Source organism: Caballeronia hypogeia (assembly GCF_001544875.2).
Taxonomy (GTDB): domain Bacteria; phylum Pseudomonadota; class Gammaproteobacteria; order Burkholderiales; family Burkholderiaceae; genus Caballeronia; species Caballeronia hypogeia.
Genome location: NZ_FCOA02000001.1, coordinates 497612 through 523276, shown reverse-complemented (window position 1 = coordinate 523276; position 25665 = coordinate 497612). Strand labels below are relative to the sequence as shown.

Sequence of the window (25665 nt, the reverse complement as noted above, 5' to 3'; positions counted from 1 at the left end):
GTGTAATTATGACAGTCGCTTTGCGAGATCCTCGGCTCGTGGATGGTAGTAACGCATCAACATGCGTGGATCTTTGTGGCCCGTTATCTTTGTTAGTTCATGCATGGGGAAGATCGAGGCCAGTCGAGACGTCGCCTCGTGCCGCAGGTCGTGAAAGCGAAGATCAGTCAAAAATTTGCCATCTGGTCTTATCTTAGTCGCCAGAGTTTCGTCGACGTAGGTCTTTCGGGCGCGCGCTACGGCGCGCTCGAACGCCCTAGTAACAGCGTCGCTGCGGATCTTAAATACCCGATCGGCGTCGTTCTCGCCATTTTCGCCTAAATCGTTTTGAGCGTGATCTCGAACGGCTTTCAGCGCCTGGAGCACCGCAACGGCTCTCGACGACAGTGGCACGTCACGGGCGTCTCCGTTTTTTGTCGATGGCAAATGCACGACGCGGCGATTTAGGTCCACGTTGACCCACAGTAAAGACACGATTTCGCCCCGGCGCATCGCGGTCTCGACGGCCAGCCAGATGATGGACGGGAGCAACGTCGAACCACTAGCCTTGGCTATACGTTCGAGCTCGCCATTTTGCGCGCCACGCTGCGATTCGGAATCTTCTCCGTCCCCCGTACTAAGGGGCGCGTTCTTGACTGAAATACGCCGGGTGCGGGCGTTGTTTGGCTGTGGCTTGCGGACCAACTCGACCGGATTCGACAAGCTGTCCATGCCCCATTCTTTGCGGGCGATGCTGAAGACATGGGACAGCACTGCCAGGCGACGTAAGACTGTCGCAGGCTTATAGTCCTTCAGCCATTCATCTCGGAGCTTGGCTAAGTCCGCGCTGCGAATGGTTGCCATCGGCCGCTTCGCTAGGTCAGCTGTTCTGCAGGTCTTCAGGACAGACAATTCCTGCGCAGCCCCCTTCTTCGACCGCGAGATTTCCTCCTCGTAGCGTTTCAGTGCTTCATAGAGAGTCGTGGTTTCGGCCTCGCTGCGGCTCAGCCACACACCGCGCGACATTTCCGATTCGATCATGCTGGCCCAAGCTTCTGCCTCAACCTTTGTGTTGAAAGTCTTGCTTTGCGCTGGGTAACCGCGCCGGCGCACCTGCGCCTCCCATTGATAGTTTCCGCGCTTTCGTATGGTCGGCATATCTCAGTGCTTGCTATTAGGGGTGTGGCAAAATTGTGGCAAATAATCGACGGCTAGGCTAGCGGCCCGGTGCTATATAGCGTGGTTTTTACATTCGCAATGCGAAGGTCGGGAGTTCGATCCTCCTCCTCCCACCACGAATTCATTCCAAAGCAGTTCAACAAAGAACCCCGCACCCGGCCAGGCTTGCGGGGTTTTTTGTCTTCAACCTCCAGTCCAGTCCCATTCCGTCCGCGCTAAACTGCTCCTCGGATCCACCGCGAGAGCGACACCATGCACTTCAAAATCCGCGAAATCGACCATGTCGTGATCCGTTGCGCCGATATCGACAACATGGTGCGCTTCTATCGCAACGTGCTGGGTTGCCCTGTCGAAAAGGAGCAGCGCGATCTGGGGCTCGTGCAGATGCGCGCCGGCAGCTCACTGATCGATTTACTCGCCGTGGGTGCGAAGATCGATCGCCCGGAAAGCGGTCAGCCGGGCGCGGGCCGCAACATGGACCATCTGTGCGTGCGCGTCGAGCCGTTCGATGCCAGCGCATTGCGCGCGCATCTCGAGCAGCACGGCGCGCGCATCGGCGAAGAGGCGCGACGCTACGGCGCGGAGGGCTTCGGCCCGTCGCTCTATCTGTTCGATCCGGAGGGCAACATGATCGAACTCAAAGGACCGCCTGAAGCCTGAAATCAGGCCGGGCCGGCCTTGAGCACGTTCCAGCGAATCGCGACCGCATCGACGGTTTCGCTGCCGAGCGAAGCATCGCCGTCCTGCATCATCAGTTGCAGGCGCATCGTCCGTTCGGCCAGCTTGCCGAGCGCTTCAGCGACGCCGTCCGCGAGCGACCAGACCGTCACGTTCTGCAGACGCTCGACCTTTCCCTTCACGCCCTGCCACCAGATGTCCGCCGTCTTGCCGGCATACGCGATGACGATCACACGATCCGAACGGCCGCTCGCCTTCGAGATGCGTCGCTCGTCGGGTTGACCGACTTCGATCCAGAGCTGGATTTGTCCGGTGAGATCCTTTTGCCAGAGATCCGGCTCGTCGGTATCGGAGAGACCCTTGCAGAATTCGAGGCGCTCGTCGGCGAACAGGCCGAAGGCGGCGACGCGCACCATCATCCGTTCATCAGTCTCGGATGGATGCCGCGCGATGGTCAGGGAATGATCGCCGTAGTAGTGGCGATCCATGTCGGCGATCTGGAGGTCCGCCTTGTAGATCGTGGATTTGAGGGCCATTCGGTTCAGGACGCCGGCTTTGAGGACGGCGCATCGGGATTGTCGGTGAGGCGCGAGCATTCGCGCGAAACCGACATTGTGCGGCGAATCGATGTGAATTTGGAAGACGATCAGACGCGCACCGTTACCCTGGGGCGCGGCGGCATAGAATGCAACGATGGTTCTATACCACGATTTATTCTCGGGCGACCCGAATTTCCGGCGCGATTAAAATATCGCGCCGGAATGCCGTGTCAGGTAAAACGCGAATAAGGATTATTGATCGATGAAGCGATCGGCGGTCCACATGCCTTGCGTATCGCTGTTCGAAGCATTGACGAATTCGACGTCATGCCCCACTACGCGCAATACGCGAAAATGCGATTCGACCGGTGTCGATATGCATTCATAGCCTTCGAAATACTGCTGCATCTTCTGGTGCTCGCCGGCTTTCGCGTGCTGGTCGGCCGAATCAAACTTGTCCTTGGACAAGCAGCCATACGAATTGGGCCGGAAAGTAAAGGTCTGCTGAGGCTGAATAACGCTGTCCTGAGCTTGTGCTTCAGATACCACGGCAAACAAACCCATCATCGCGAAAAGAACACTGGCGCGTTTCTTCATGTAATAGCCTCCAAACGAAACCGTTTTGAATTTAGCTATGTATTTAAAAGCGGATGACCGCAAAACTCATGCTAGATGACTGAGGCGAACTTGCAAGCATATGTTGTGTGCGATCGCAACACGTCAGAATGTCGCAGGGCCTTTCCTGGAAACAAGGTTTAAGGGCTTTAAACGAAAATCATCGAATTGTGTGCTGAGCGGAATGAAATTCCGCCGTAAGGCCGCACGTGCTGCGACAATTTGCCTCCCGCCTGCTTTTGTGCGGTGCATTAGGCGCATGTGCGCTGGAGATCACGATCCCGACACAGCGGCCGCAGCCGTCAAGCTGGCTGAACGGCCTATTGCCACGCTCGCGCGTTCGTGGATAAATCGATCCATCGAACAAGAGGAAACAGGAGAACCAGCATGACTCTCACCCAGTGGCTGCCGTTCGCGATCGCGTCGGCCATTCTCGTCGCGATTCCCGGTCCGACGGTGCTGCTCGTCGTGTCGTATGCGCTCGGCCATGGCCGCAAATACGCGCTCGTAACAACCGCCGGGGTTGCGCTCGGCGACCTCACCGCAATGACCGCGTCGATGCTTGGCTTGGGCGTGTTGCTCGCGGCATCGGCCGAATTGTTCATGGTCGTGAAGTGGATCGGCGCGGCGTATCTGGTCTATCTGGGCATCAAACTGTGGCGCGCGCCCGTGATCGACACGGACGCGGTGCAGCCCACCGGCGAACTGCGCACCGGCCGCATTCTTGCGCACGCCTACGCCGTCACGACCCTGAACCCGAAGAGCATCATTTTCTTCGTCGCGTTCGTGCCGCAATTCGTCGATCCGCACGCGGCGAGCGTGTCGCAGATCGCGATTCTCGAAGCGACCTTCGTCGGTCTCGCGGCGGCCAACGCGTTCGCGTACGCGCTGCTCGCATCCGGCGCGCGCAAGGCGATTCGCAAGCCTTCGGTGCAACGCGCGGTGAACCGCACGGGTGGCGCGCTGCTGATGAGCGCCGGTGTGTTCGCGGCAGCATGGAAGAAGGCGACATGAGTCAGCCCGACGACTGGACCACGAGCGCGCGGCACGTCTACTTCGGCCTGCTCGACGACTGGAACCGGCAGGACGCCGCCGCGATGGCCGCGCGTTTTGCCGAACGCGGCAGCCTGGTGGGCTTCGACGGCAGCGCAGTCGACGGGCGCGCGTGCATCGAGGCGCATCTGAAGCCGATCTTCGCGCAACATCCTACGCCGCGCTTCGTTGCGAAGGTGCGCGAAGTCCGCCGAATGGCGGGCGGACAAACCTTGCTCGTGCGCGGGGTAGCGGGCATGTGGCCGCGCCACGCGGGCGAACTCGATCCACGTTTCAATGCCATTCAGACGACGGTGCTGTCGCTGTGCGACGGCGCGTACCGGATCGAGATGTTCCAGAACACGCCTGCGGCTTTTCATGGGCGACCCGAAGAAAGCGAGAAGCTCAGCGCGGAATTGCGCGAAGTCGGGAAACCGGAAGGAGCCTAGGGGCGGGCGCTATTTTCCGATGCAGAACCGGCTGAAGATCACGCCCAGCAGGTCATCGGACGTGAATTCGCCGGTAATCGCGTTCAGACTGTCCTGCGCAAGCCGCAATTCCTCCGCGAACAGATCGAGCACCTGCGATTGCTGCTCAGCATGGCCGGCGGCCAGCGCCAGATGCTCACGGGCTTCGCGCAGCGCGATCAAGTGGCGTTCGCGTGCGAGATACACGCTTTCCGCGCCCGCCTGCCAGCCCGCGATCTTCAACAACTCGTCGCGCAAAAGCGAAATCCCGTCGCCGGTTTTCGCCGAGAGATTCACTTCGCGCGCTTGGCCGGCGCCGTCGTGCGCCGCCGCCGGCGCGCCGGCCAGGTCCGTCTTGTTCATGACCCGCACGACCGGTACGCCTGCAGGGAAGCGTGCGGCGATCGCCTGATCTTCCGGCGTCGTGCCTTCGCGCGCGTCGAGCAGATGCAGCACGACGTCGGCGCGCTCGATTTCGCCCCACGTGCGCTCGATGCCGATGCGCTCCACTTCGTCCTGCGTCTCGCGCAGCCCGGCCGTGTCGATGATGTGCAGCGGAATACCTTCGACCTGAATCGTCTGGGCGACCTTGTCGCGCGTGGTGCCGGCAATCGGCGTGACGATCGCGAGCTCCGCGCCGGCGAGCGCGTTCAAAAGCGAGGACTTTCCGACGTTCGGCTGACCCGCGAGCACCACCGACAACCCCTCGCGCAGCAGCGCGCCCTGACGTGCATCGGCGAGCACCATGTCCAGCCGCGCCCGGATGCGCGCGAGCTTGCCGCGCGCATCGGCGGCTTCGAGAAAGTCGATCTCCTCCTCGGGGAAATCGAGCGTCGCCTCGACGAGCATGCGCAACGTGATCACGTCCTCGACGAGCGCATGGATTTCGCGCGAAAACGCGCCTTCCAGCGAGCGGCCAGCCGAGCGCGCGGCGGCTTCCGTGCTCGCCTCGATCAGATCGGCGACGGCTTCCGCCTGCGCGAGATCGAGTTTGTCGTTGAGGAACGCGCGTCGCGTGAATTCGCCCGGTTCGGCAAGCCGCAGACCGTAGTCGCGGCCCGCTTCGAGTGCGCGCTGCAGAACCAGTTGCAGCACGATCGGGCCGCCGTGTCCTTGCAGTTCGAACACGTGCTCGCCCGTGTAGGAATTCGGCGCGGGGAAATACAGTGCGATGCCGCGATCGAGGGCCTCGCCGTTGCCGTCGAAGAACGGCACATAGCTCGCATGACGCGGCGCGAGCGCCTGGCCGCACAACGCGTGCATGGCCTTCTGCGCGGCGGCCTCACCCGCGCGCCCAAACGACAGACGCACGACGCCGATTCCGCCGCGCCCGGGCGCGGTGGCGATTGCGACGATCGGGTCGGTGTCGTTGCTCAGCATATCGATAGTGCGTCGGGTGATTTCGGAGTGCCGGCATTGTAGCGCGGCGACTATCCCGCGCCGGAGCGTGCTGGCAAAAGGCGCGCCCTTCGGTTATCTTTTTTGAGATACGGCTGAGCCAAAAGTTCCGGACGGGAATGTCACGAGGCGTGAGCGGAGAGGCTTGCTGATTAGAGCCTCAACGCCGAAAATCGACTGCTAAATGACAGCCAAATTTCACGCGCAAATAAGATAAATCGACGCAGAGCTACGCCAAATCTAGCGCAATTGGTTGACTCACAAGCAGCGATTGCCTCGCACAATCCAGCCCATGCCTACTCCACAAGAAAAAGCCGATTTCTCCGAGCGGCTCAAATTCTCGATGACGCGCGCACCTGAAAAGATGCGCGGTGCAACCGATCTCGCGTTGCATTTCAATCTGCGCTATCGCGGCGAGCCGGTCTCGCCGCAGACCGCGCACAAGTGGCTCACGGCGCGTTCGATTCCGACGGCCGATAAGTTGAAGACGCTCTCGGACTGGTTCAAGGTCGATCAACACTGGCTGCATTACGGTCCGCCACCAAGTGGCAGTTCGCAGGCGACGCCGAAGCCGCTCGCTCGCGACGAGCAATATCCGGCGTCCGAGGAGACGCTCGAACTGGCGACGAAGATCGAAGCGCTTTCGCCGCATCATCGGTACTTGCTCGAGGAGTTGATCGAGCAGTTTTATGGGTCGATGAAGCGGTGAAGCTTCTCCATTGAAGCTCCTGCCAAAACCTCCGCGCCAACGAAAAACGCCCGGCAAGCCGGGCGTTTCCACATTCTAAACAGATCAGAAGGTGCTTCAGGCCGCCTTCTTCTTGCTCTTGCCCATCATGCGCGTGATGTAGTACTGCTGGGCGATCGACAGCACGTTGTTCACCACGTAATACAGCACGAGACCCGCCGGGAAGAAGAAGAACATGAACGAGAACGCGATCGGCATGAACATCATCATCTTGGCCTGGACCGGGTCCGGCGGCGTCGGGTTCAGCTTGGTCTGCACGAACATCGAGACGGCCATCAGCACCGGCAGGATGAAGTACGGGTCCTGCTGCGACAGATCGTGAATCCAGCCGATCCACGGCGCGCCGCGCATTTCCACCGACGACAGCAGCACCCAGTACAGCGAGATGAACACCGGAATCTGGATCACGACCGGCAGACAACCGCCGAACGGATTGACCTTTTCGGTCTTGTACAGCGACATCAGTTCCGCGTTCATCTTCTGCGGGTCGCTCTTGAAGCGCTCGCGAATCTGCTGCATGCGCGGCGTGATTTCCTTCATGCGCGCCATCGACTTGTAGCTCGCCGCCGACAGCGGGAAGAACACCGCCTTGATGAGCAGGGTGAGCAGCACGATCGCCCAGCCCCAGTTGCCCACGTAGCTGTGGATCTTCTCGAGCAGCCAGAACAGCGGCTTGGCGATGATTGTCACCATGCCGTAGTCCTTCACCAGTTCCAGGCCCGGCGCGATGCCTTCCAGCATGCGCTCTTCTTCAGGACCGGCGAACAGGCGCGCATCGACGTTCACGGTCTGTCCCGGCGCGATGGTCTGCGCGGGCAACGTCACGCCGACGCGATACAGTTCCGGATCGATCTTCTGCACGTAGATGTCGCGCTTCACGCCCGCCTGCGGAATCCAGGCCGATGCGAAGTAATGCTGCACCATCGCGATCCAGCCGTTATCCGACGACGGCTCGAACGTGGCCTTGTTCTTGTCGATATCGGAGAAGTCGATTTTCTGGAAGTGCTTCTGGTTTGTGTAGACAGCCGGCCCGATGAAGGTGTGCGAGAAACGCGGCGTCTCGACCGGCGTGTTGTCGCGCACGAGTTCCATGTAGACCTTCGGCGACACCGGCGCCGTGCCGACGTTCTCGATCTTCGTGTCGACGTTGATCACGTAGCTGCCGCGCGTGAACGTGTAGGTCTTGATGACCTTCACGCCGCCCTTCACCGGCGATTCGAACGCGATCTTCAGCGTCTTTTCGTCGCCCGTCAGCGACGTCTGGCCGGGAACCGGCGTGAAGATGTCGTTGTGATTCGGGAAGTCGCCGCCGAGCAGGCCGGTGCGCGCGAGGTACGTGTGGTTTGCCGTGTGATCGAACAGCGTGATGTACAGGTTCGGCTGCTTGCCGTCGCCTTCCTTCATCAGCGCCAGCTTCGAGAGCGTGCCGCCGCGCGTGTCGATCTCGCCGGAGTACACGTCCGTCGTGAACTTGACGATCTGCGATTGCGTCGTGGCGGGCGGCGTCGTCGTGCCGGGCGCGGCGGCGCCGGCGGGTGCGTTCGGCAGTTCGGACGGCTGCGCGCCGGATGCGGCCGAGCCCGGTGCCGGGTTGCTGGCGGTCTTGGCCGGTTGCGTCGCGCTCGGGAAGAACATCGACGGGCGCCCGTGGTCGCGTTGCCAGTTGTCGAACAGCAAGACAACTGACACGAAGAAGATGACCCATAGGACGGTGCGTTTGATATCCATGCGTTGTCTCAGTGTCGATCGGAAAGCGCTTCAGCGCCGTTTAGTGTTGAAAGCTTGTCCTGCCCGGAATGCCGGGATGAGTCGGATTCCGGGCGCGGCTCGGTCGCGTCGTGATCGCGGGGAGGCGGCACGAGATCGACGCCGCCCGCCGAGAAAGGATGGCAGCGGCACAGCCGTTTCGCGGCGAGATACGAGCCGCGCGCGGCGCCATGATACTGGATTGCCTCGCGTGCGTAGTCGGAACAGGAAGGATAAAAGCGGCACCGGTTGCCGAGCAGAGGGCTCACAGCAAGCTTGTAGAAGCGCAACAACGCGATCAGTGCCGTTTGCATAAGCTTCGCGCCGCGCGCCGCATTCGCCATGTGGGACGAACGAGGCGCGGTCCGCGCTTCATGACCCCGACGGGCCGGGTGAGTCGTTGGAGGCGGGCGCGTGAGGCGCCGCCGCCGCGGATTCGGCCGAGCGGCGCGCAACTTCGCGCACCGCCCGGTCGAACAATGTTTCCAGTTCGAGGCTCACGAGCGTCCGCAGCGGCGGAGAGCTCGCGCTCGGCATGGCCTTGCGGTCGATCTTCGCATGCAGACGCACGAGAATATCGAACCCGCGCAATTGCTCGCGACGCAGGCGGAACGCCTCGCGCGCAAGCCGTTTGATCAGGTTGCGCGTGACGGCGCGCGGCGCCTGCTTCTTGCCGATCACCAACCCCAGACGCGCTTCATTTCCGCTTGGCTTGCCGTACAGCACGAAGTGCGGTGAACGGCGCCAGGGGCGCAAACGAAAAACGGATGAGAACTCATCCGTTTTCAGCAGCCTTGCGGCCTTGGGGAACGCGGCCTGCGCCGGCAACTGAACGATGTCCTGTTTCAAGACTTCTGTGCGGCGCGTGGGTGGCTCGCTGGCAGAAAAGCCGCGAGCGGCCACTGAGCAGACCGACCCGGCAGACTTAGACTGCCAGGCGCTTGCGGCCCTTCGCGCGGCGAGCGTTGATGACCTTGCGGCCGCCAGCGGTCTTCATGCGAACGCGGAAGCCGTGGGTGCGCTTGCGACGGGTAACGGAAGGTTGGTAAGTACGTTTCATGGTGCTCTCACTTGAGTTGATTGACCGCGCGGGCTAACGCTCCAGTGTGGTCACTGCAAGCGCGATGGCCGGAGGTTCAGGAATTCTGTTTTCGCGGAACCCGCTATTTAAACCGTTTTCCTATTGACCGTCAATAGTTTAGCCGCACGAGCCTGCATCTCGGGCAGCTTTCCGTTCAGAAAAACGCGCTGATTTGACCCTGTGGATAACTCGCGCGCAGCCCTCTTTTGGCGTTAGAATCTCGCCTTACTCCCAAATATCCGCCCGCTGCTTCGGCCCGCCGTTCGCCCGCAAACCCTTGCGGCGTAAGCCTCCGGAGCACACCTGCTCGGCTGTGCCGGGACTTGTCCGAACGTTCGGCAAGCACGGCCCGCGGGTGCGGAGCAACCATAACGAACGCATTCGATGAACGATTTCTGGGAACACTGTTCCGCACTGCTGGCGCGTGAGCTCACGCCGCAGCAGTACGTCACGTGGATCAAGCCGCTGACCCCGGTCGATTTCGATGCCGACGCGAACACCCTGCGCATCGCCGCTCCCAACCGCTTCAAGCTCGACTGGGTGAAAAGCCAGTTTTCGGGCCGCATCGCCGACGTGGCGCGCGATTTTTTCAGCGCGAACATCGACGTTCAATTCGTCCTCGATCCGAAGGCGACCGCGCGCAACGCAATCGGCGGCGGTCTGAGCGCCGCGCCGCGTCCGACCGCGAGCGCGCCTGCGGCGCCGCGCGCGCCGGCGCCGTCGGCGGCCGTGCCGCAGGCGCCTTCAGTCGTAGCGCACGCGAACGCTACCGCGCACATCAATGCGCTCGCGGCCGAAGCCGCGCAGCAGGCGCAAGCCATGCAGGAAGATCCGGCCGAACTCGACCTCCCGAGCCTCGACGCCAACGAAGCCGCCGCTGGCCGGCGCACGTGGCGCCCGGGCGGCGGCGCGCCCGCGGCCGCCAGTGAAAACGATTCCGCCTACGAGCGCTCGAAGCTCAACCCCGTGCTGACGTTCGACAACTTCGTCACCGGTAAGGCGAACCAGCTCGCGCGCGCGGCGGCCATTCAGGTCGCCGACAACCCGGGCATTTCGTACAACCCGCTCTTCCTTTACGGCGGCGTGGGTCTCGGCAAGACGCACCTGATCCACGCCATCGGCAATCAGTTGCTGATGGAAAAGGCGGGCGCACGCATCCGCTACATCCACGCGGAGCAATACGTGTCCGACGTGGTGAAGGCGTACCAGCGCAAGGCGTTCGACGACTTCAAGCGCTATTACCATTCGCTCGACCTGCTGCTGATCGACGATATTCAGTTCTTCTCGGGCAAGTCGCGCACGCAGGAAGAGTTTTTCTACGCGTTCGAGGCGCTGGTCGCGAACAAGGCGCAGGTCATCATCACGAGCGACACGTATCCGAAGGAAATCTCGGGTATCGACGATCGCCTCATTTCGCGCTTCGATTCCGGCCTCACCGTGGCGATCGAGCCGCCCGAACTGGAAATGCGCGTCGCCATTCTGATGCGCAAGGCGCAGTCGGAGGGCGTGAGCCTGTCGGAAGACGTGGCGTTCTTCGTCGCGAAGCATCTGCGCTCGAACGTGCGCGAACTCGAAGGCGCGCTGCGCAAGATCCTTGCTTATTCGAAGTTCCACGGCCGCGACATCAGCATCGAGCTGACGAAGGAAGCGCTGAAGGATCTGCTCACGGTGCAGAACCGCCAGATCTCGGTGGAGAACATCCAGAAGACAGTGGCCGACTTCTACAACATCAAGGTCGCCGACATGTATTCGAAAAAGAGGCCGGCTAACATTGCGCGCCCACGCCAGATCGCGATGTATCTGGCGAAGGAGCTGACGCAGAAGAGTCTGCCCGAGATCGGCGAACTGTTCGGCGGACGCGATCACACGACCGTGCTGCATGCCGTGCGCAAGATCGCGGCCGAGCGCGGCACCGACGCGCAACTGAACCACGAACTGCACGTGCTCGAGCAGACGCTCAAGGGCTGAGGAGCCGATCGGCGCTGCGCGAAGAACGCACGCGTCATTTATTGCGTTCCGCAGCCTGTTTTTTGACGAAAACGCCTCCATTTTTAGGGAGCGGTTCCGTTTTGAGGCACAATATAGGTTTAGCCGTCCGTGGCCTGGGCGGCATTCGAGCGCAGTTTTCGCGAGTGACCGGCGGGGGGCCGGCAACGCGTGTTACGAGGTTGTCCGTTGGGCAAATCTGGTGGCGAAACCGGCGGACAGGCCGTCACATCAACGAAGGAACTCTATGCAACTGGTCAAGACCGAACGAGATAATCTTCTAAGGCCGCTGCAAACCGTGAGCGGTATCGTAGAACGCCGCCATACGTTGCCGATCCTCGCCAATTTGCTCATTACCAAGAACGGCGCAGACGTGTCGTTCCTCTCGACCGACCTCGAACTCCAGATCACGACTCGCGCGGACTTCGGCGTCGGCAGTGACCAGGTCGCCACCACGGTCGCCGCGCGCAAGCTGCTGGACATTCTGCGCGCGATGCCCTCCGGCGAAGTCGCGCTCGACCTCTCCGACAAGCGCCTGACCGTGCGCTCGGGCAAGAGCCGCTTCAACCTGCAGACGCTCGCGGCGGATGAATTTCCCACCGTCAACCAGGCTACTGACTTCGGCGCGAGCCTTTCGGTTCCGCAAAAGACGTTCCGCCAGTTGCTCGGCATGGTCTATTTCGCCATGGCCCAGCAGGACATCCGCTACTACCTGAACGGCATGCTGCTGGTGGTGGACGGCGACCAGCTCATGGCGGTCGCGACCGACGGTCACCGTCTCGCGTTCTCGTCGATGAAAATCGAAGGCTCGTTCCCGCGCCAGGAAGTCATCATTCCGCGCAAGACGATTCTCGAACTCCAGCGCTTGCTTGAAGACATCGACGATTCGCTGAAGATCGACATCGCCGCGACGCAGGTGAAGTTCAGCTTCGGTCAGGTGGAACTCGTGTCGAAGCTGGTCGAGGGCAAATTCCCGGACTTTCAGCGCGTGATTCCGAAGGCGCACAAGAACACGTTCGAGATCGGCCGTGAAGAACTGCAACGCTCGCTGCAGCGCGCGGCCATTCTGACCTCCGACAAGTTCAAGGGCGTGCGCTGCCTGGTCGAACCGGGCCAGCTCAAGATCATGTCGACCAACGCCGACCAGGAAGAGGCGCAGGAAGAACTGGAGATCGCTTACCAGGGCGACACCGTCGATATCGGATTCAACGTCACGTATCTGCTTGACGTGCTCGCGAATCTGAAGGTCGACACGCTCAAGGTGAGCCTTGGCGACGCCAATTCCAGCGCGCTCATCACGATTCCCGAGAACGAGGAATTCAAGTACGTGGTGATGCCGATGCGTATCTGACGCGCTCAAAACCAAAAATACTCCAAGGGGCGGCGCGCCCCTTTGGCGTTTTTAAGGTGTTTCGAAAAGTTCGAGCAGTAACCCAGGCAGTGACGCAGAACCGGAAAAAATCCATGACTGAAAACACAAATTCGCAACCCGACAACAAGCCCGACAACAGCTACGGCGCCTCGTCCATTCAGATCCTGGAGGGTCTGGAGGCGGTGCGCAAACGGCCGGGCATGTATATCGGCGACACGTCGGATGGCACCGGTTTGCATCACCTCGTTTTCGAAGTGCTGGACAACTCCATCGACGAAGCGCTCGCCGGTTATTGCGACGACATTCACGTCGTGATTCACGCGGACAACTCCATCTCCGTCACCGATAACGGCCGCGGCGTGCCCACGGGCCTGAAGCGCGACGACAAGCACGATCCGAAGCGCAGCGCCGCCGAAATCGTCATGACCGAGCTGCATGCGGGCGGCAAGTTCGACCAGAACAGCTACAAGGTGTCGGGCGGCCTGCACGGCGTGGGCGTGTCGTGCGTGAACGCGCTGTCGGCGTGGCTGCGCCTCACTGTGCGCCGCGACGGCAAGAAGCATTTCATGGAGTTCGCGCGCGGCGTGGTGCAGAACCGCGAGATCGTCGAGGAAGACGGCGTGCAGTATTCGCCGATGCCGGTCGTCGGCGACACGGAAAATCGCGGCACCGAAGTGCATTTTCTGGCCGATGTGACGATCTTCGGCAATGTCGAATTTCATTACGACATTCTCGCCAAGCGCATGCGCGAGCTTTCGTTCCTGAACAACGGTGTGCGAATCCGTTTGACCGATCAGCGCACCGGGAAGGAAGACGATTTCGCGTTCGCGGGCGGCGTGAAGGGCTTTGTCGAGTACATCAACAAGGCGAAGACCGTGCTGCATCCGACCGTGTTCCATGCGGTGGGCGAGCGCGAGAACGTGACCGTCGAAGTGGCGATGCAGTGGAACGACAGCTTCAACGAAAGCGTGCTCTGCTTCACGAACAACATTCCGCAGCGCGACGGCGGCACGCACCTCACGGGCCTGCGGGCCGCGATGACGCGCGTGATCAACAAGTACATCACCGACAACGAAATCGCGAAGAAGGCGAAGGTCGAGACGACCGGCGACGACATGCGCGAAGGCTTGTCGTGCGTGCTCTCGGTGAAGGTGCCGGAGCCGAAGTTCAGTTCGCAGACGAAGGACAAGCTGGTGTCGTCGGAAGTGCGCGCGCCGGTGGAGGAAGTCGTCGCGAAGGCGCTGGAAGATTATCTGCAGGAAACACCGAACGACGCGAAGATCATCACGAGCAAGATCGTCGATGCCGCGCGTGCGCGTGACGCCGCGCGTAAAGCGCGCGAGATGACGCGTCGCAAGGGCGTGCTCGATGGCATCGGTTTGCCGGGCAAGCTGGCGGATTGCCAGGAGAAGGACCCGGCGAAGTCGGAGATTTATATCGTCGAGGGTGACTCGGCGGGTGGATCGGCCAAGCAGGGACGTGACCGCAAGTTTCAGGCGATCTTGCCTCTGCGCGGCAAGGTGCTGAACGTGGAGAAGGCGCGCTTCGACAAGCTGATTTCTTCCGAGCAGATCGTGACGCTGGTGACGGCGCTGGGCTGCGGCATAGGCAAGGATGATTACAACCTCGACAAGCTGCGTTATCACCGAATCATCATCATGACCGATGCGGACGTGGACGGCGCGCACATCCGCACGCTGTTGCTGACGTTCTTCTATCGGCAGATGCCGGAGATCGTCGAGCGCGGGTATATCTATATCGCGCAGCCGCCGCTCTACAAGATCAAGGCGGGCAAGGACGAGCGGTATATGAAGGACGCGCACGAGCTCAATCAACATATGCTGAAGCTCGCGTTGCAAGGGTCGGAACTGATTGCGACGGAAGGCGCCGATCCGATTTCCGGCGATGCGTTGGGCGAACTGGCGCGCGCGTATTTGCTGGCGCAGGCGGTGGTCGACCGTCTCAGCCGCATCTACGACGCGACCGCGCTGGAAGCGGTGATGGATGGCGTCGTGATCGATCTGTCGTCGGAGGAAGCGGCGCAGGAGTCGGCCAAGCGGCTGGAGGCGCGTCTGCGCGCCGATCCGCTGAAGCCGGAAGTGTCCGTCGAGCCCGCCTACGATCAGGTGCGTGAACTGCGCTCGCTGCATATCAAGCGGCGTCATCACGGCAATGTGAAGGTTTCCGTGTTCGACGAAGACCTGCAACTCACCGCGGATTACAAGCAGCTCGTGTCGACGGCGGATACGTTCAAGGGCTTGATCGGCGAGGGCGCGCTCATCAAGCGTGGCGAGCGCTCGATGGCCGTGACGGATTTCAAGAGCGCGATGAAGTGGCTGATCGCCGATGCGGAGCGCAACGTCTCGAAGCAGCGTTACAAGGGGCTCGGTGAGATGAACCCCGAACAGCTTTGGGAAACGACGATGGACCCGAGCGTGCGGCGTTTGCTGCGCGTGCAGATCGAAGACGCGATCGCGGCGGATGGGATCTTCACCACGCTCATGGGCGATGATGTGGAGCCGCGTCGAGCGTTTATCGAGAATAATGCGCTGCGGGCGGGGAATATCGATGTTTGAGCGGTAAGCGTCCTCGCCAGAACAAAACCCGTGACCGGATTCATCGTCACGGGTTTTTTTAATGACCGATCTACGTCCGATTAGCCCTTCAACGGCAACCAAATCTCCGTCACCAGATCCGCGGGCGCCGTCTCCCTCGGATCATTCACATAAACCTCGAAAACCGGCGCCTCACCCGTCTCGCGCCCGGACTTCGGCAACCATTCCCCATAAAGCCACTGATACGCGAAACAAAGCTGCGCATAAGGTCCGACATGCGTGAGCACCGCAAACTCGCCGCCGGCGACCTCCGCGCGCGACACCGGCGCCTCGAACTTCACCGCATCCGGCTCGAACAGCTCGCAACACGCCATCGACCGCAAATCGTCGGCGGGAACCACCGAAGGGTCATCGAAATAAATCCCGAGCGAGCGCGCTCGCGGATCCACCAGTCCGCGCGTCGCGAGCCAGTGAAACAGCAGCTCGAACGCCTTTCCGATGTTCATATAGTCGCCCTTGTGCCCGATCGCCGCGACCGTGAATCCGCTCTGCTTACGAATATCGACTTGATGCATCGCCGTATCTCCTGATTCAATGTCATCCAGGGAAACAAACATCGAAGCGCCGCCTTCAGTTCGGAACTGCCCCGGCGCCATCCGGTAACTTGCCTGAAACGCCCGTGAAAACGCCTGCACGCTGCTGTACCCGGCGCGCTCGGCAATCGAATCGATCGGTCCGGCGTCATGCACCAGCTCATTGGCCGCCCGATGCAGCCGCAGCCGGCGCACCGTCGCCGCCGCGGTCTCCCCATAAAACCCGTGATAAATCCGATGCCAGTGATACGGCGACAAACACGCCACCTCGGCGAGCCGATTGAGGTCCAGTTCGTCATCGAGATGATCGTGGATGTACGCGACCACGCGCGCGAGCCGCGCTTCGTAGAGCCTGCTGCTCATCGTCCGCCCCGTAAGTAATCTCGCTTGCCAGGAAAAGTAGCACGACCCGCTTTAGCATTTCTTGCTGACTTGCGCTGACCTGTACCAACCGCCTCGGCGCGCGAGACGCGTACACTTTCGCCTTTGGGCGCCGAAAAGCACCGCCGAGTCGGCGCCACTCCACCAGAGAAACACGAACATGTTCACCTGCCGAAACCAGTCGTGCGGCGCCGAATGGGCGCTGTCGGACGTCGACATCCACAACGAAGGCCAGGGCCTGCTGTTCCGCTGCCCGATGTGCGGCGCGCGCAATTACGTGACGCGTCACAAGACCGAGGAAGGCGAACTCACCTACGACCAAGTCCAGGAACTTCCGCCCAACGGCAAGCGCTAACCGCCATGACCACCGATAACTCTTTCAGCAGCCTGCAGCTTTCGCCCGCGATGCAGTCGAACCTGCAGCAACTCGGCTATCAGTCGATGACGCCGATCCAGGCTGCGAGCCTGCCACTCGCGCTCGCGGGCCACGATCTCATCGCGCAGGCGAAAACCGGCAGCGGCAAGACCGCCGCGTTCACGCTGCCCGTGCTCGCGCGGCTCGACACGAAGCAGTACGCGGTGCAGGCGCTCGTGCTCTGCCCGACGCGCGAACTCGCAGATCAGGTCACGCAGGAAATCCGCCGCCTTGCGCGCGCCGAAGAAAACGTGAAGGTGCTGACGCTGTGCGGCGGCACGCCGATGCGTCCGCAGATCGCGAGTCTCGAGCACGGCGCGCACATCATCGTGGGCACGCCGGGGCGCATCATGGATCACCTGCAGCGCGAGACGCTCTCGCTCGACGCCGTGCGCACGCTGGTCCTCGATGAAGCCGACCGCATGCTCGACATGGGTTTCTTCGACGACATCGCGTCGGTCGCGCGCCAGTGTCCGAAGGATCGGCAGACGCTGCTGTTTTCGGCGACGTATCCGGAAGGCATCGCGAAGCTGAGCCAGCAGTTCCTGCGCAATCCGCGCGAGATCAAGCTCACCGAGCAGCACAGCAACGCGAAGATCAAGCAGCGTTTCTATCAGGTCGAGGACGACGAGCGTCTGCACGCGGTCGGGCTTCTTCTCGATCACTATCGTCCGGTGAGCACGCTCGCGTTCTGCAACACGAAGAACCAGTGCCGCGATCTGCTCGACGTATTGCGGGCGCAGGGCTTCGAGGCGCTGACGCTGCACGGCGAGCTGGATCAGCGCGAGCGCGATCAGGTGCTCGTGCAGTTCGCCAATCGCAGTTGCTCCGTGCTCGTCGCGACCGATGTCGCCGCGCGCGGGCTCGACATCGCGCAACTGGAGGCGGTGATCAACGTCGACGTGACGCCCGATCCGGAAGTGCATGTGCATCGCATCGGCCGCACGGGGCGCGCGGACGAGGAGGGCTGGGCGCTGTCGCTCGCGAGCATGGACGAGATGGGGCGCGTCGGCGCGATCGAGGAGGCGCAGCGCAAGGAAGTGGAATGGCATCCGCTGAACGAGCTGACGTCGGCGGAGCCGGGTCACCTGAAACCGCCGATGGCCACGCTGCAAATCCTCGGCGGCCGCAAGGACAAGATCCGTCCCGGCGACGTGCTTGGCGCGCTCACCGGCGAAGCGGGCTTCGACGGCAAGCAGATCGGCAAGATCAACGTGATGGACATGGTCACTTACGTGGCTATCGAACGGAATGCGGCCGACGACGCCGCGCGCCGCCTGAGCGCGGGCAAGCTCAAGGGCCGCAAGGTGAAAGTGCGGCGGATGTAACGCCTCAGGCTTTCTGTGACGGACCGTCGGCCATGCCGTCCGACGCCGCCTTCGACGGATTGCGCGTCATCAGCCGCAATCCGCTCGCGATACTGCCCGCGCCCGCGAACGCCGCACCGAGCGAGAGCGCGAGCGTCGGCCCGTGTTTCCCCGCGATGCTGAAGCACAGCGCGACGAGCGCCGCGCCCGTCGCCTGTCCGATCAGACGCGACGTCGCGATGGTGCCGCTCGCGCCGCCGCTGCGTTCGCGCGGCGCGCTCGACATGAACGCCTTCAGATTCGGCGACTGAAAGAACCCGAAGCCCGCGCCGCAGATCGCCATGCGGAAGCAGATTTCGAGCGCGTGCGGCTGCGCGGGCAGCATCGCGAGCGACACCATTCCCACGCACAGAATCGCGAGCCCGACGCCGCCGAGCAGGCCGGGCGCGTGCCGGTCCGACATGCGCCCGGCGATCGGCGCCATCAACGCGACGAGGGCGGACCACGGCGTCATCAGAAAACCGGTTTCGACCTGGCTGCGACCGAGCACACTTTCAAAGAAGAACGGCAGCGACACGAACGCGAGCCCCTGCGCGGCGAACGAGCAGATGGCGGTCATCGTCGAGAGCGCGAACATCGGGCGGCGGAAGAGATCGACGGGCAGCATCGGCGCGGGATGACCGCGTTCGCGGCGCAGCAGCAGAACGCCCGCGACGACCGCGAGACCGAACGAGCCGAGCACGATGCGCGCGGGCGCGCGCTGCGACGCTTCACCGAGCGCGAAAATCAGCGACGCGAACGTGATGACGTTGAGCAGCGCCGCGACGCGATCGAAGCCGTGCGCGGCGCGTTTGGTCTGCGGCAAAGAGCGCCCCGCGATCATCAGGGCGAACACGCCGACGGGCAGATTGACCGCGAAGAGCCACGGCCACGTGCCGAGCGAGAGCACGATCGATGCGACCGTCGGCCCGACCGCGAACGCGATGCCGACGACCAGCGCGTTCAGCCCCACGCCGCGCCCGAGCCGATGCGGCGGAAAGATCGCGCTGATGAGCGCGGCGTTGACGCTCATGATCGCGCTCGCGCCGAGTCCCTGAAGCAGACGCGCGGCGACGAGCGAAGGCAGCGACCACGAGAACGCGCACACCGCCGACGCCACAAGGAACACGATGAGCCCGCCGAGATACACGCGCCGATGTCCGAGAATGCCGCCGAGCGCGGCGAAGGGCAGGAGCGTGGCGACCATCGCGAGCTGATACGCGTTGATGATCCAGACGGAGGCGGCGGGCGTCGTGTGCAGATCGGCGGCGATGGCCGGCAACGCCGTGTTGGCGATGGCCGTATCGAGCGTGGCGAGCGCAACCGAGAGCAGGATCGCCGCCATGCCGCGGCGCTCGAGCGGGGTCATCGGGGCGTCGGGATCGTGTGGCAGGTTTTGGGGGCGTTCTTCGGTGGGCACGGCGGCGAGTTCGGATGTAAGCAGACGGAGAATAATCCGACACGATACGGGAAGATGACGCGTTTCGCTGGGCGCTGCTGCGGGAGCTTTCAACGCGATGTCAGCGGTTATGCTGGGCGGACGAAAACCGAAGGAGCCCGGAGATGACGATTCGAATCGTGAGACTGGGGACGCCGCGCGCGAAGGACGAAGGACTGCGGATCGGCACGGTGCGCAGGCCGCCGCGCGGAGTGCCGAAGGCAGAGTTCGCGAAGCGCGATTTCTATGACGTGTGGTATCCGGTGCTTTCGCCGACGCAGGATCTCGTGACGCAGGCGCTTCACGCGGAGGACGACAAGGAATGGCGCGCGTTCGTGAAGAAATTCAAGGCGGAGATGGCGCAACCGGATGCGAGCAAGACGCTGGATTTATTGGCGGCGTTGTCGCATACGACGAATTTTTCGGTCGGGTGTTATTGCGAGGATGAGGGGAGGTGTCACCGGTCGGTGCTGCGGGAGTTGCTGGTGAAGCGCGGGGCGGAGGTGGTTTGAAGCTGATGCGCGATGACGCGGAAACGAAAAAGCCCAGTCGTATGACCGGGCTTTTCGCTTGAATCTGGTGGTGGGGCGTGAGTGACTCGAACACTCGACCTACGGATTAAGAGTCCGCTGCTCTACCAACTGAGCTAACGCCCCAACAGAAGCGAGATTATAGCGGGGGCTTTTGCAGGAGCGCAAGCCCCCGCGCAGAAAATTCTTAATCTTTTTACGAACCGGCTTTCCGCATGCATCGGCGGGCGCCCGACTGCCCGGTATCATGGCGCATCCATCGGCGACCAGAACACCATAAACCACATGGACGAATCCTCGATACGAGCCTTGCTCGACAGCATCCTGGCCCCGTGGGTCCGCGAACTCGGCCTGGCGCCGCACGCGATCGCGAATGACGAAATCACGCTGCGCCTCCCGTACTCCGACCATCTGCGCCACGCAGGCGGCGTCATCTGCGGTCAGGTCTTCATGTCCGCCGCGGATACCGCGATGGTCGTCGCCATCTCCCACGCCCTGGGCGGTTTCCAGCCGATGACCACCGTGTCGCTCAACACGACCTTCATGCGGCCGGTCAAAGAAGGCGACGTGCTCGTCACCGCGAGAATCCAGCGCCGCGGCCGCAATCTCGTGTTCGGCGAAATCGAATTGCGCGACGCGCAGAACGAACTCGCAGCCCACGCCACCACCACTTACGCGCTCATCAACAAATAAATGTTCGACCAGGTCGTATTCGCCGGCGGCGGCAACCGCTGCTGGTGGCAAGCCGGTTTCTGGGATGTCATCCGCCCGGAATTGAGTCTGAAGCCGCGCATCATCGCGGGCATATCGGCGGGCGCGGCCACCGCGTGCATGCTTTACACCAACGAGTCGCGCTGGGTGATGGACTACTACGCCCACGCGTTGCGCGACAACACGAAGAACGCCTACTGGGGCAACCTGCTGCGCGGGCAATCGGTGTTTCCGCACTACCGCATCTATCGGCAGGCGCTGCTCGACATCTTCGCGAATCGATTTGCCGAGCTGCAAAGCGCGCCCGAAATCCGCATCGGCGTGTCGCATCTGCCGCGCTGGCTCGGCGCGCGCAGTGCGGTCGCGGCGGGGCTCATCGCATACAACATCGAAAAGTACGTGCGCAAGACGCTGCATCCGACGCTCGGCCAGGCGCTCGGCTTTCATCCGGAATTCGTGACGGCGCAGGAATGCGCAAGCATCGACGATCTCGCCGATCTGATCCTGCAGTCATCGAGCACGCCGCCGTTCACGCCGGTACTTCGTCGACATGGCCGTCCGGTGCTCGACGGCGGCATGGTCGACAACGTGCCGGTCTCCGCGCTCGATGCCGCGCCGGGACTCGTCCTCGTGATGGTCACGCGTCTCTATCCACGCGAGCGCATGTTCGTTGTGCCGCATGGCGAACAGAAGCGCGTCTACATTCAGCCATCGCGCAAGGTGCCGATTTCGAGCTGGGACTATACGAGCCCTTCGCAAATGCAACATGCTTACGACCTGGGCCGCGCGGACGGCGAGGATTTTCTCGAGCGCCTGCCGCGCCTGATGGAAACAGCAGCGCATTCAGCCTGAGGAGCAGACCGTGGCGAAGAAGCATACGTATCAACTGAGCATCGACTGGACCGGCAATCTCGGCTCCGGCACGTCAGCCTATGACGCCTACTCGCGCGATCATCTGATCCGCGTCGGCACCAAGATGGCGATCGAAGCATCGAGTGACCCGGCTTTTCGCGGCGATCCCGCGCGGCACAATCCGGAGGAATTGTTCGTGGCGTCGCTGTCGTCGTGCCACATGCTCTGGTACTTGCACCTGTGCGCGACGAACAAGATCGTCGTGACCGGCTATATCGATGAAGCCATCGGCACGATGCAGGAGGAATCGAAGGGCGACGGGCGCTTCACCGATGTGCTGTTGCGCCCGCGCGTGACGATCGGCGCGGGTGGAGACGCCGGTCTCGCGGCGCGCCTGCACGAGGAGGCGCACCGTTTCTGCTTCATCGCGAACTCGGTGAATTTTCCGGTGCGATGCGAGCCGTCGATCGAAATCTCGACGCTCTGACTTCAGGAACGCTCAACGCCGGCGCACGTGCTGCAACGCTTCCTTGTTGAAGACGCTCGACGTGTCGCCCATATCGAACGCGAGGATATTCCGGAACGCCGCGCCGAAGTACAGCTCGTAGCTCTCGCGCTCGACATAGCCGATGTGCGGCGTGCAGATCACGTTCTCCAGCCGCAGCAGGCCGTAGCCTTGCAGGATCGGCTCGCTTTCGAACACATCGACGGCGACCATGCCCGGACGGTTGTGATGCAGCGAATTGAGCAGTGCGTTCTCTTCGAGCAGCTCGGCGCGGCTCGTGTTCACGAACAGCGCGGTCGGCTTCATGCGCATCAGGTCGTCCTGCTTGACGATACCGGTGGTCTCGTCGGTCAGACGCATATGCAGCGTGAGCACATCGCTCTGCTCGAACAGCGCCTCGCGGCTTTCGGCAACGTCGAAGCCATCTTCGCGCGCCGCGCTCTGCGAATGCTCGCGTCCAAAGACCAGCACGTTCATGCCGAACGCCTTCCCATAGCCCGCCACCAGCTTGCCGATCTTGCCGTAACCCCAGATGCCGAGCGTTTGCCCGCGCAGCACTTGCCCCAGGCCGAAATTCGGCGGCAGCGCGGACGTCTTCAGTCCCGATTGCTGCCACGCGCCCTGCTTCAAATTGGCCACGTACTGCGGAATGCGCCGATGCGCCGACATGATGAGCGCCCACGTCAGTTCGGCCGGCGCGACCGGCGAACCCGTGCCCTCCAGCACCGCGATGCCGCGTTCCGTGCACGCATCGATATCGATATGACCGCCGCCCGCGCGCCCGGTCTGGCTGATCATGCGCAGCTTCGGGCATTTGTCTAACAACTGCGAACTGATACGCGTGCGCTCGCGGATCAGCACCAGCGCGTCCACTTCCGAAAGTCTGCTGGCCAACTGTCCGAGACCACGCACCGTGTTATTGAAGACCTTCACCTCATGGTCATCGAGCAGGTGGAAGCAATCGAGCTTCCGGACGGCGTCCTGGTAGTCGTCGAGAATGGCGATTTTCATGGGCATTGGTTGGCTTTTGTTAGGCATCAAACGTGCTGCTTTTTAATCGAGGGCGAGAATAGAGCGCCTAAGTTCGGGTAAATACCGATAAATTGCGCTCTATTGCGCGTTATTGCGCTGCATCATGGTGTTCCGGCGGTGCAGTGTTATGCTTGACTCCCCATTTTTCTTGGAACCTCGCGCGTCCGCGCCAAAATCAAGAATTTTCAGCGCAACTTGCGGAAAACACGGTAATCCACGAGGAGCCAGGCCACTTAGTATCTCTTTTTAACAGTTTGTTCCTTTACGACGCAAGCCGCGGACCCATATGGCTGGCGAGGTAAAGGATTCATGCCCGTGACGCCGCATTGGCTTGCGAACCGCATTTCGTGCGATGGAAAAGTCTTCGAGACTCGCACGAGAAAGCCCGGCGGTTTGAGTCGCAAACGCCTCTCGCATGCAGCGTCTGAAGGGCGCAAGGTTTTCTTTGCAGAGAAACGGAGACAGCTCGATGAACCAGCCCGCAGTAGTCGAAGACAACAATAAGAACGCCGTCGAGATCGAAGCGCCGGCCTATGTCCGGCACCGAAAACTGATCGAATGGGTGCGGCGTGTCGCGGCCCTGACCAAGCCGGAGCGCATCGAATGGTGCGACGGCTCGCAGGAAGAATACGACCGGCTTTGCCAGTTGATGGTCGACGCCGGCACCATGAAGAAGCTCAACCCCGAGAAGCGCCCGAATTCCTTCCTTGCGTGCTCGGATCCGTCGGATGTGGCGCGCGTCGAAGACCGCACGTTCATCTGCTCGCAGCGCCGTGAAGACGCCGGCCCCACCAATAACTGGATCGATCCGCAGGAAATGCGCGTGACGCTCGACGGCCTGTTCGACGGCTCCATGCGCGGCCGCACCATGTACGTCGTGCCGTTCTCGATGGGCCCGCTCGGCTCGCCGATCGCGCATATCGGCGTGGAATTGTCGGATAGCCCGTACGTGGTGACGAACATGCGCATCATGACGCGCATGGGCCGCGCCGTGTACGACGTGCTCGGCGAGAATGGCCAGTTCGTGCCGTGCGTGCATTCGGTGGGCGCGCCGCTCGTCGATGGCCGCAAGGACGTGCCCTGGCCGTGCAACGACACGAAGTACATCGTCCACTTCCCGGAAGCGCGCGAAATCTGGAGTTTCGGCTCGGGCTACGGCGGCAACGCGCTGCTCGGCAAGAAATGCTTCGCGCTGCGCATCGCGTCGACGATGGGGCGCGACGAAGGCTGGCTCGCCGAACACATGCTGATTCTGGGCGTCACTTCGCCGGAAGGGCGCAAGTATCACGTCGCGGCGGCGTTCCCGTCGGCGTGCGGCAAGACCAATTTCGCGATGCTGATTCCGCCATCCGACCTGAACGGCTGGAAGGTGACGACCATCGGCGACGACATCGCCTGGATCAAGCCCGGGCGCGACGGCCGTCTCTATGCAATCAACCCGGAAGCGGGCTACTTCGGCGTCGCGCCGGGCACGAGCGAAAAGACCAACTTCAACGCGATGGCCACGCTGAAGGAAAACGTCATCTTCACGAACGTCGCGCTGACCGACGAAGGCGATGTCTGGTGGGAAGGCATGACCGACACGCCGCCCGCGCATCTGATCGACTGGCAGGGGCGCGACTGGACGCCGGCAATCGCGAAGGAAACCGGCGTGAAGGCTGCGCATCCGAACGCGCGTTTCACGGCGTCGGCGGCGCAGTGTCCGTCCATCGATCCGGATTGGGAGAATCCCGCTGGCGTGCCGATCGACGCGTTCATCTTCGGCGGACGCCGTTCCAACACGGTGCCGCTCGTGACCGAAGCGCGCAACTGGAAGGAAGGCGTCTACATGGCCGCGACCATGGGTTCGGAAACCACCGCCGCCGCGGCAGGCCAGCAGGGCGTCGTGCGTCGTGACCCGTTCGCGATGCTGCCGTTTTGCGGCTACAACATGGCCGACTACTTCGGCCACTGGCTGAAACTGGGCGAGCGCCTGGAAGCGACGAACGCCAAAGCGCCGAAGATCTTCTGCGTCAACTGGTTCCGCAAGGGCGACGACGGCAAGTTCGTGTGGCCTGGCTTCGGCGAGAACATGCGCGTGCTGAACTGGATGATCGGCCGCATCGAGGGCGCGGCGCAGGGTACGGAGCACGCGTTCGGCATCTCGCCGCGTTACGAGGACATCGACTGGGGCGCGCTCGGCTTTACGCGCGAACAGTTCGAGCAGGTCATTTCGGTCAACGATGCCGCCTGGCGCGACGAACTCGCGCTGCACGACGAGCTGTTCACGAAGCTGAAACAAGGTCTGCCGGAAGCGCTGCCGCAGGCGAAAGCCGGCATAGAGAAGCGTCTGGCCGCCTGAAGGCGCATCGATGAGTGAATCGTCCGGCGCGAGCCCGCGCTGGATTCGTGTCACAAATTGAATCAATCCCCATATCTCGGGCCCGCTTCGGCGGGCCCGAGTTTTTCTGCGCATACACTGTCAAAATTGACTCCGCCAGTACTTTC

At 62.1% G+C, this 25665-nt stretch carries 25 protein-coding genes and 1 tRNA gene; 14 read left to right on the top strand and 12 right to left on the bottom strand.

All coding sequences use genetic code 11. From position 1 onward, the window contains the following. Positions 1-6: 6 nt before the first annotated feature. Entirely contained in the window at positions 7-1137 is a 1131-nt protein-coding gene (locus tag AWB79_RS02425; RefSeq protein ID WP_061165747.1) for a site-specific integrase, read from the bottom strand. Between the two features lie 273 nt (positions 1138-1410). On the opposite strand from AWB79_RS02425, the gene AWB79_RS02420 reads away from it, so the two are divergent. Beyond that, complete coding sequence (locus tag AWB79_RS02420; RefSeq protein WP_061165746.1) at positions 1411-1818, top strand: VOC family protein; 408 nt, start codon at positions 1411-1413, stop codon at positions 1816-1818. A 2-nt stretch (positions 1819-1820) separates the two neighbouring features. Here the strand turns inward: AWB79_RS02420 and AWB79_RS02415 are convergent, their stop codons facing one another. Next, a complete protein-coding gene (locus tag AWB79_RS02415; RefSeq protein ID WP_061165745.1) occupies positions 1821-2372 on the bottom strand; it encodes a YaeQ family protein in 552 nt (183 codons plus the stop codon). A gap of 255 nt (positions 2373-2627) precedes the next feature. Further along, positions 2628-2972: a surface attachment protein Sap1 gene (gene sap1, locus AWB79_RS02410; RefSeq protein ID WP_061165744.1), complete on the bottom strand. Its 345-nt coding sequence runs from the start codon at positions 2970-2972 to the stop codon at positions 2628-2630. 405 nt (positions 2973-3377) lie between these two features. On the opposite strand from sap1, the gene AWB79_RS02405 reads away from it, so the two are divergent. Next, positions 3378-4004: a LysE family translocator gene (locus AWB79_RS02405; protein WP_061165743.1), complete on the top strand. Its 627-nt coding sequence runs from the start codon at positions 3378-3380 to the stop codon at positions 4002-4004. Next, positions 4001-4471: an SgcJ/EcaC family oxidoreductase gene (locus AWB79_RS02400; protein ID WP_061165950.1), complete on the top strand. Its 471-nt coding sequence runs from the start codon at positions 4001-4003 to the stop codon at positions 4469-4471. Before AWB79_RS02405 ends, AWB79_RS02400 begins: the two co-directional genes overlap by 4 nt. Before the next feature lie 9 nt (positions 4472-4480). Here the strand turns inward: AWB79_RS02400 and mnmE are convergent, their stop codons facing one another. Continuing rightward, positions 4481-5869, bottom strand: coding sequence for a tRNA uridine-5-carboxymethylaminomethyl(34) synthesis GTPase MnmE (gene mnmE, locus AWB79_RS02395; protein ID WP_061165742.1), 1389 nt, complete (start codon positions 5867-5869; stop codon positions 4481-4483). Between the two features lie 310 nt (positions 5870-6179). Here mnmE and AWB79_RS02390 point away from each other — a divergent pair, with 310 nt between their 5' ends. After that, positions 6180-6596 carry a hypothetical protein gene (locus AWB79_RS02390; RefSeq protein WP_061165741.1) on the top strand — a complete coding sequence of 139 codons (417 nt, stop codon included), beginning with the start codon at positions 6180-6182 and terminating at the stop codon, positions 6594-6596. Positions 6597-6692: 96 nt separating this feature from the next. On the opposite strand, the gene yidC is transcribed toward AWB79_RS02390, so the two are convergent. The 4 genes from yidC to rpmH form a co-directional block, all read right to left on the bottom strand. Further along, on the bottom strand, positions 6693-8363 hold the full coding sequence (gene yidC / locus AWB79_RS02385) for a membrane protein insertase YidC (RefSeq protein ID WP_061165740.1): 1671 nt from the start codon (positions 8361-8363) through the stop codon (positions 6693-6695). Positions 8364-8371: 8 nt separating this feature from the next. Then, entirely contained in the window at positions 8372-8695 is a 324-nt protein-coding gene (yidD, locus tag AWB79_RS02380) for a membrane protein insertion efficiency factor YidD (protein ID WP_061165949.1), read from the bottom strand. A 58-nt stretch (positions 8696-8753) separates the two neighbouring features. Next, complete coding sequence (gene rnpA, locus AWB79_RS02375; protein ID WP_061165739.1) at positions 8754-9230, bottom strand: ribonuclease P protein component; 477 nt, start codon at positions 9228-9230, stop codon at positions 8754-8756. A 76-nt stretch (positions 9231-9306) separates the two neighbouring features. Beyond that, the gene (gene rpmH / locus AWB79_RS38030) at positions 9307-9441 is read right to left on the bottom strand and encodes a 50S ribosomal protein L34 (protein WP_006998755.1); all 135 of its coding nucleotides are present in this window, start codon (positions 9439-9441) and stop codon (positions 9307-9309) included. A 405-nt stretch (positions 9442-9846) separates the two neighbouring features. Here rpmH and dnaA point away from each other — a divergent pair, with 405 nt between their 5' ends. From dnaA to gyrB, 3 genes are all read left to right on the top strand, one after another. Continuing rightward, positions 9847-11430, top strand: a complete 1584-nt coding sequence (gene dnaA / locus AWB79_RS02365) for a chromosomal replication initiator protein DnaA (protein WP_061165737.1) — start codon at positions 9847-9849, stop codon at positions 11428-11430. A 265-nt stretch (positions 11431-11695) separates the two neighbouring features. Then, positions 11696-12799: a DNA polymerase III subunit beta gene (dnaN, locus tag AWB79_RS02360; RefSeq protein WP_061165736.1), complete on the top strand. Its 1104-nt coding sequence runs from the start codon at positions 11696-11698 to the stop codon at positions 12797-12799. Between the two features lie 113 nt (positions 12800-12912). Next, positions 12913-15396: a DNA topoisomerase (ATP-hydrolyzing) subunit B gene (gene gyrB, locus AWB79_RS02355; RefSeq protein WP_061165948.1), complete on the top strand. Its 2484-nt coding sequence runs from the start codon at positions 12913-12915 to the stop codon at positions 15394-15396. An 80-nt stretch (positions 15397-15476) separates the two neighbouring features. Here gyrB and AWB79_RS02350 read toward each other — a convergent pair whose 3' ends face one another. After that, positions 15477-16331, bottom strand: coding sequence for an AraC family transcriptional regulator (locus AWB79_RS02350; RefSeq protein ID WP_061165735.1), 855 nt, complete (start codon positions 16329-16331; stop codon positions 15477-15479). Positions 16332-16509: 178 nt separating this feature from the next. Here AWB79_RS02350 and AWB79_RS02345 point away from each other — a divergent pair, with 178 nt between their 5' ends. Together AWB79_RS02345 and dbpA are read left to right on the top strand one after the other, a co-directional pair. Continuing rightward, positions 16510-16704, top strand: coding sequence for a hypothetical protein (locus AWB79_RS02345; RefSeq protein WP_061165734.1), 195 nt, complete (start codon positions 16510-16512; stop codon positions 16702-16704). Positions 16705-16709: 5 nt separating this feature from the next. Continuing rightward, positions 16710-18092 (top strand): ATP-dependent RNA helicase DbpA, encoded by a 1383-nt coding sequence (gene dbpA / locus AWB79_RS02340; RefSeq protein ID WP_061165733.1) that lies wholly within the window; start codon positions 16710-16712, stop codon positions 18090-18092. Positions 18093-18096: 4 nt separating this feature from the next. On the opposite strand, the gene AWB79_RS02335 is transcribed toward dbpA, so the two are convergent. After that, positions 18097-19479, bottom strand: a complete 1383-nt coding sequence (locus AWB79_RS02335; RefSeq protein ID WP_061165732.1) for an MFS transporter — start codon at positions 19477-19479, stop codon at positions 18097-18099. A 194-nt stretch (positions 19480-19673) separates the two neighbouring features. On the opposite strand from AWB79_RS02335, the gene AWB79_RS02330 reads away from it, so the two are divergent. Then, complete coding sequence (locus tag AWB79_RS02330; RefSeq protein ID WP_061165731.1) at positions 19674-20060, top strand: DUF488 domain-containing protein; 387 nt, start codon at positions 19674-19676, stop codon at positions 20058-20060. 68 nt (positions 20061-20128) lie between these two features. Here AWB79_RS02330 and AWB79_RS02325 read toward each other — a convergent pair. Next, positions 20129-20204, bottom strand: a tRNA-Lys gene (locus tag AWB79_RS02325). A gap of 159 nt (positions 20205-20363) precedes the next feature. Here AWB79_RS02325 and AWB79_RS02320 point away from each other — a divergent pair. From AWB79_RS02320 to AWB79_RS02310, 3 genes are read left to right on the top strand one after another with little or no spacing between them, the layout of a single operon-like run. Continuing rightward, on the top strand, positions 20364-20771 hold the full coding sequence (locus AWB79_RS02320) for a PaaI family thioesterase (protein WP_061165730.1): 408 nt from the start codon (positions 20364-20366) through the stop codon (positions 20769-20771). Further along, entirely contained in the window at positions 20772-21641 is an 870-nt protein-coding gene (locus tag AWB79_RS02315) for a patatin-like phospholipase family protein (protein ID WP_061165729.1), read from the top strand. A gap of 10 nt (positions 21642-21651) precedes the next feature. Continuing rightward, a complete protein-coding gene (locus AWB79_RS02310; protein ID WP_061165728.1) occupies positions 21652-22128 on the top strand; it encodes an OsmC family protein in 477 nt (158 codons plus the stop codon). Between the two features lie 12 nt (positions 22129-22140). Here AWB79_RS02310 and AWB79_RS02305 read toward each other — a convergent pair whose 3' ends face one another. Beyond that, positions 22141-23157, bottom strand: a complete 1017-nt coding sequence (locus AWB79_RS02305) for a D-2-hydroxyacid dehydrogenase family protein (protein ID WP_061165727.1) — start codon at positions 23155-23157, stop codon at positions 22141-22143. A gap of 490 nt (positions 23158-23647) precedes the next feature. On the opposite strand from AWB79_RS02305, the gene AWB79_RS02300 reads away from it, so the two are divergent. Next, positions 23648-25519 carry a phosphoenolpyruvate carboxykinase (GTP) gene (locus tag AWB79_RS02300; protein WP_061165726.1) on the top strand — a complete coding sequence of 624 codons (1872 nt, stop codon included), beginning with the start codon at positions 23648-23650 and terminating at the stop codon, positions 25517-25519. Positions 25520-25665: the final 146 nt, after the last annotated feature.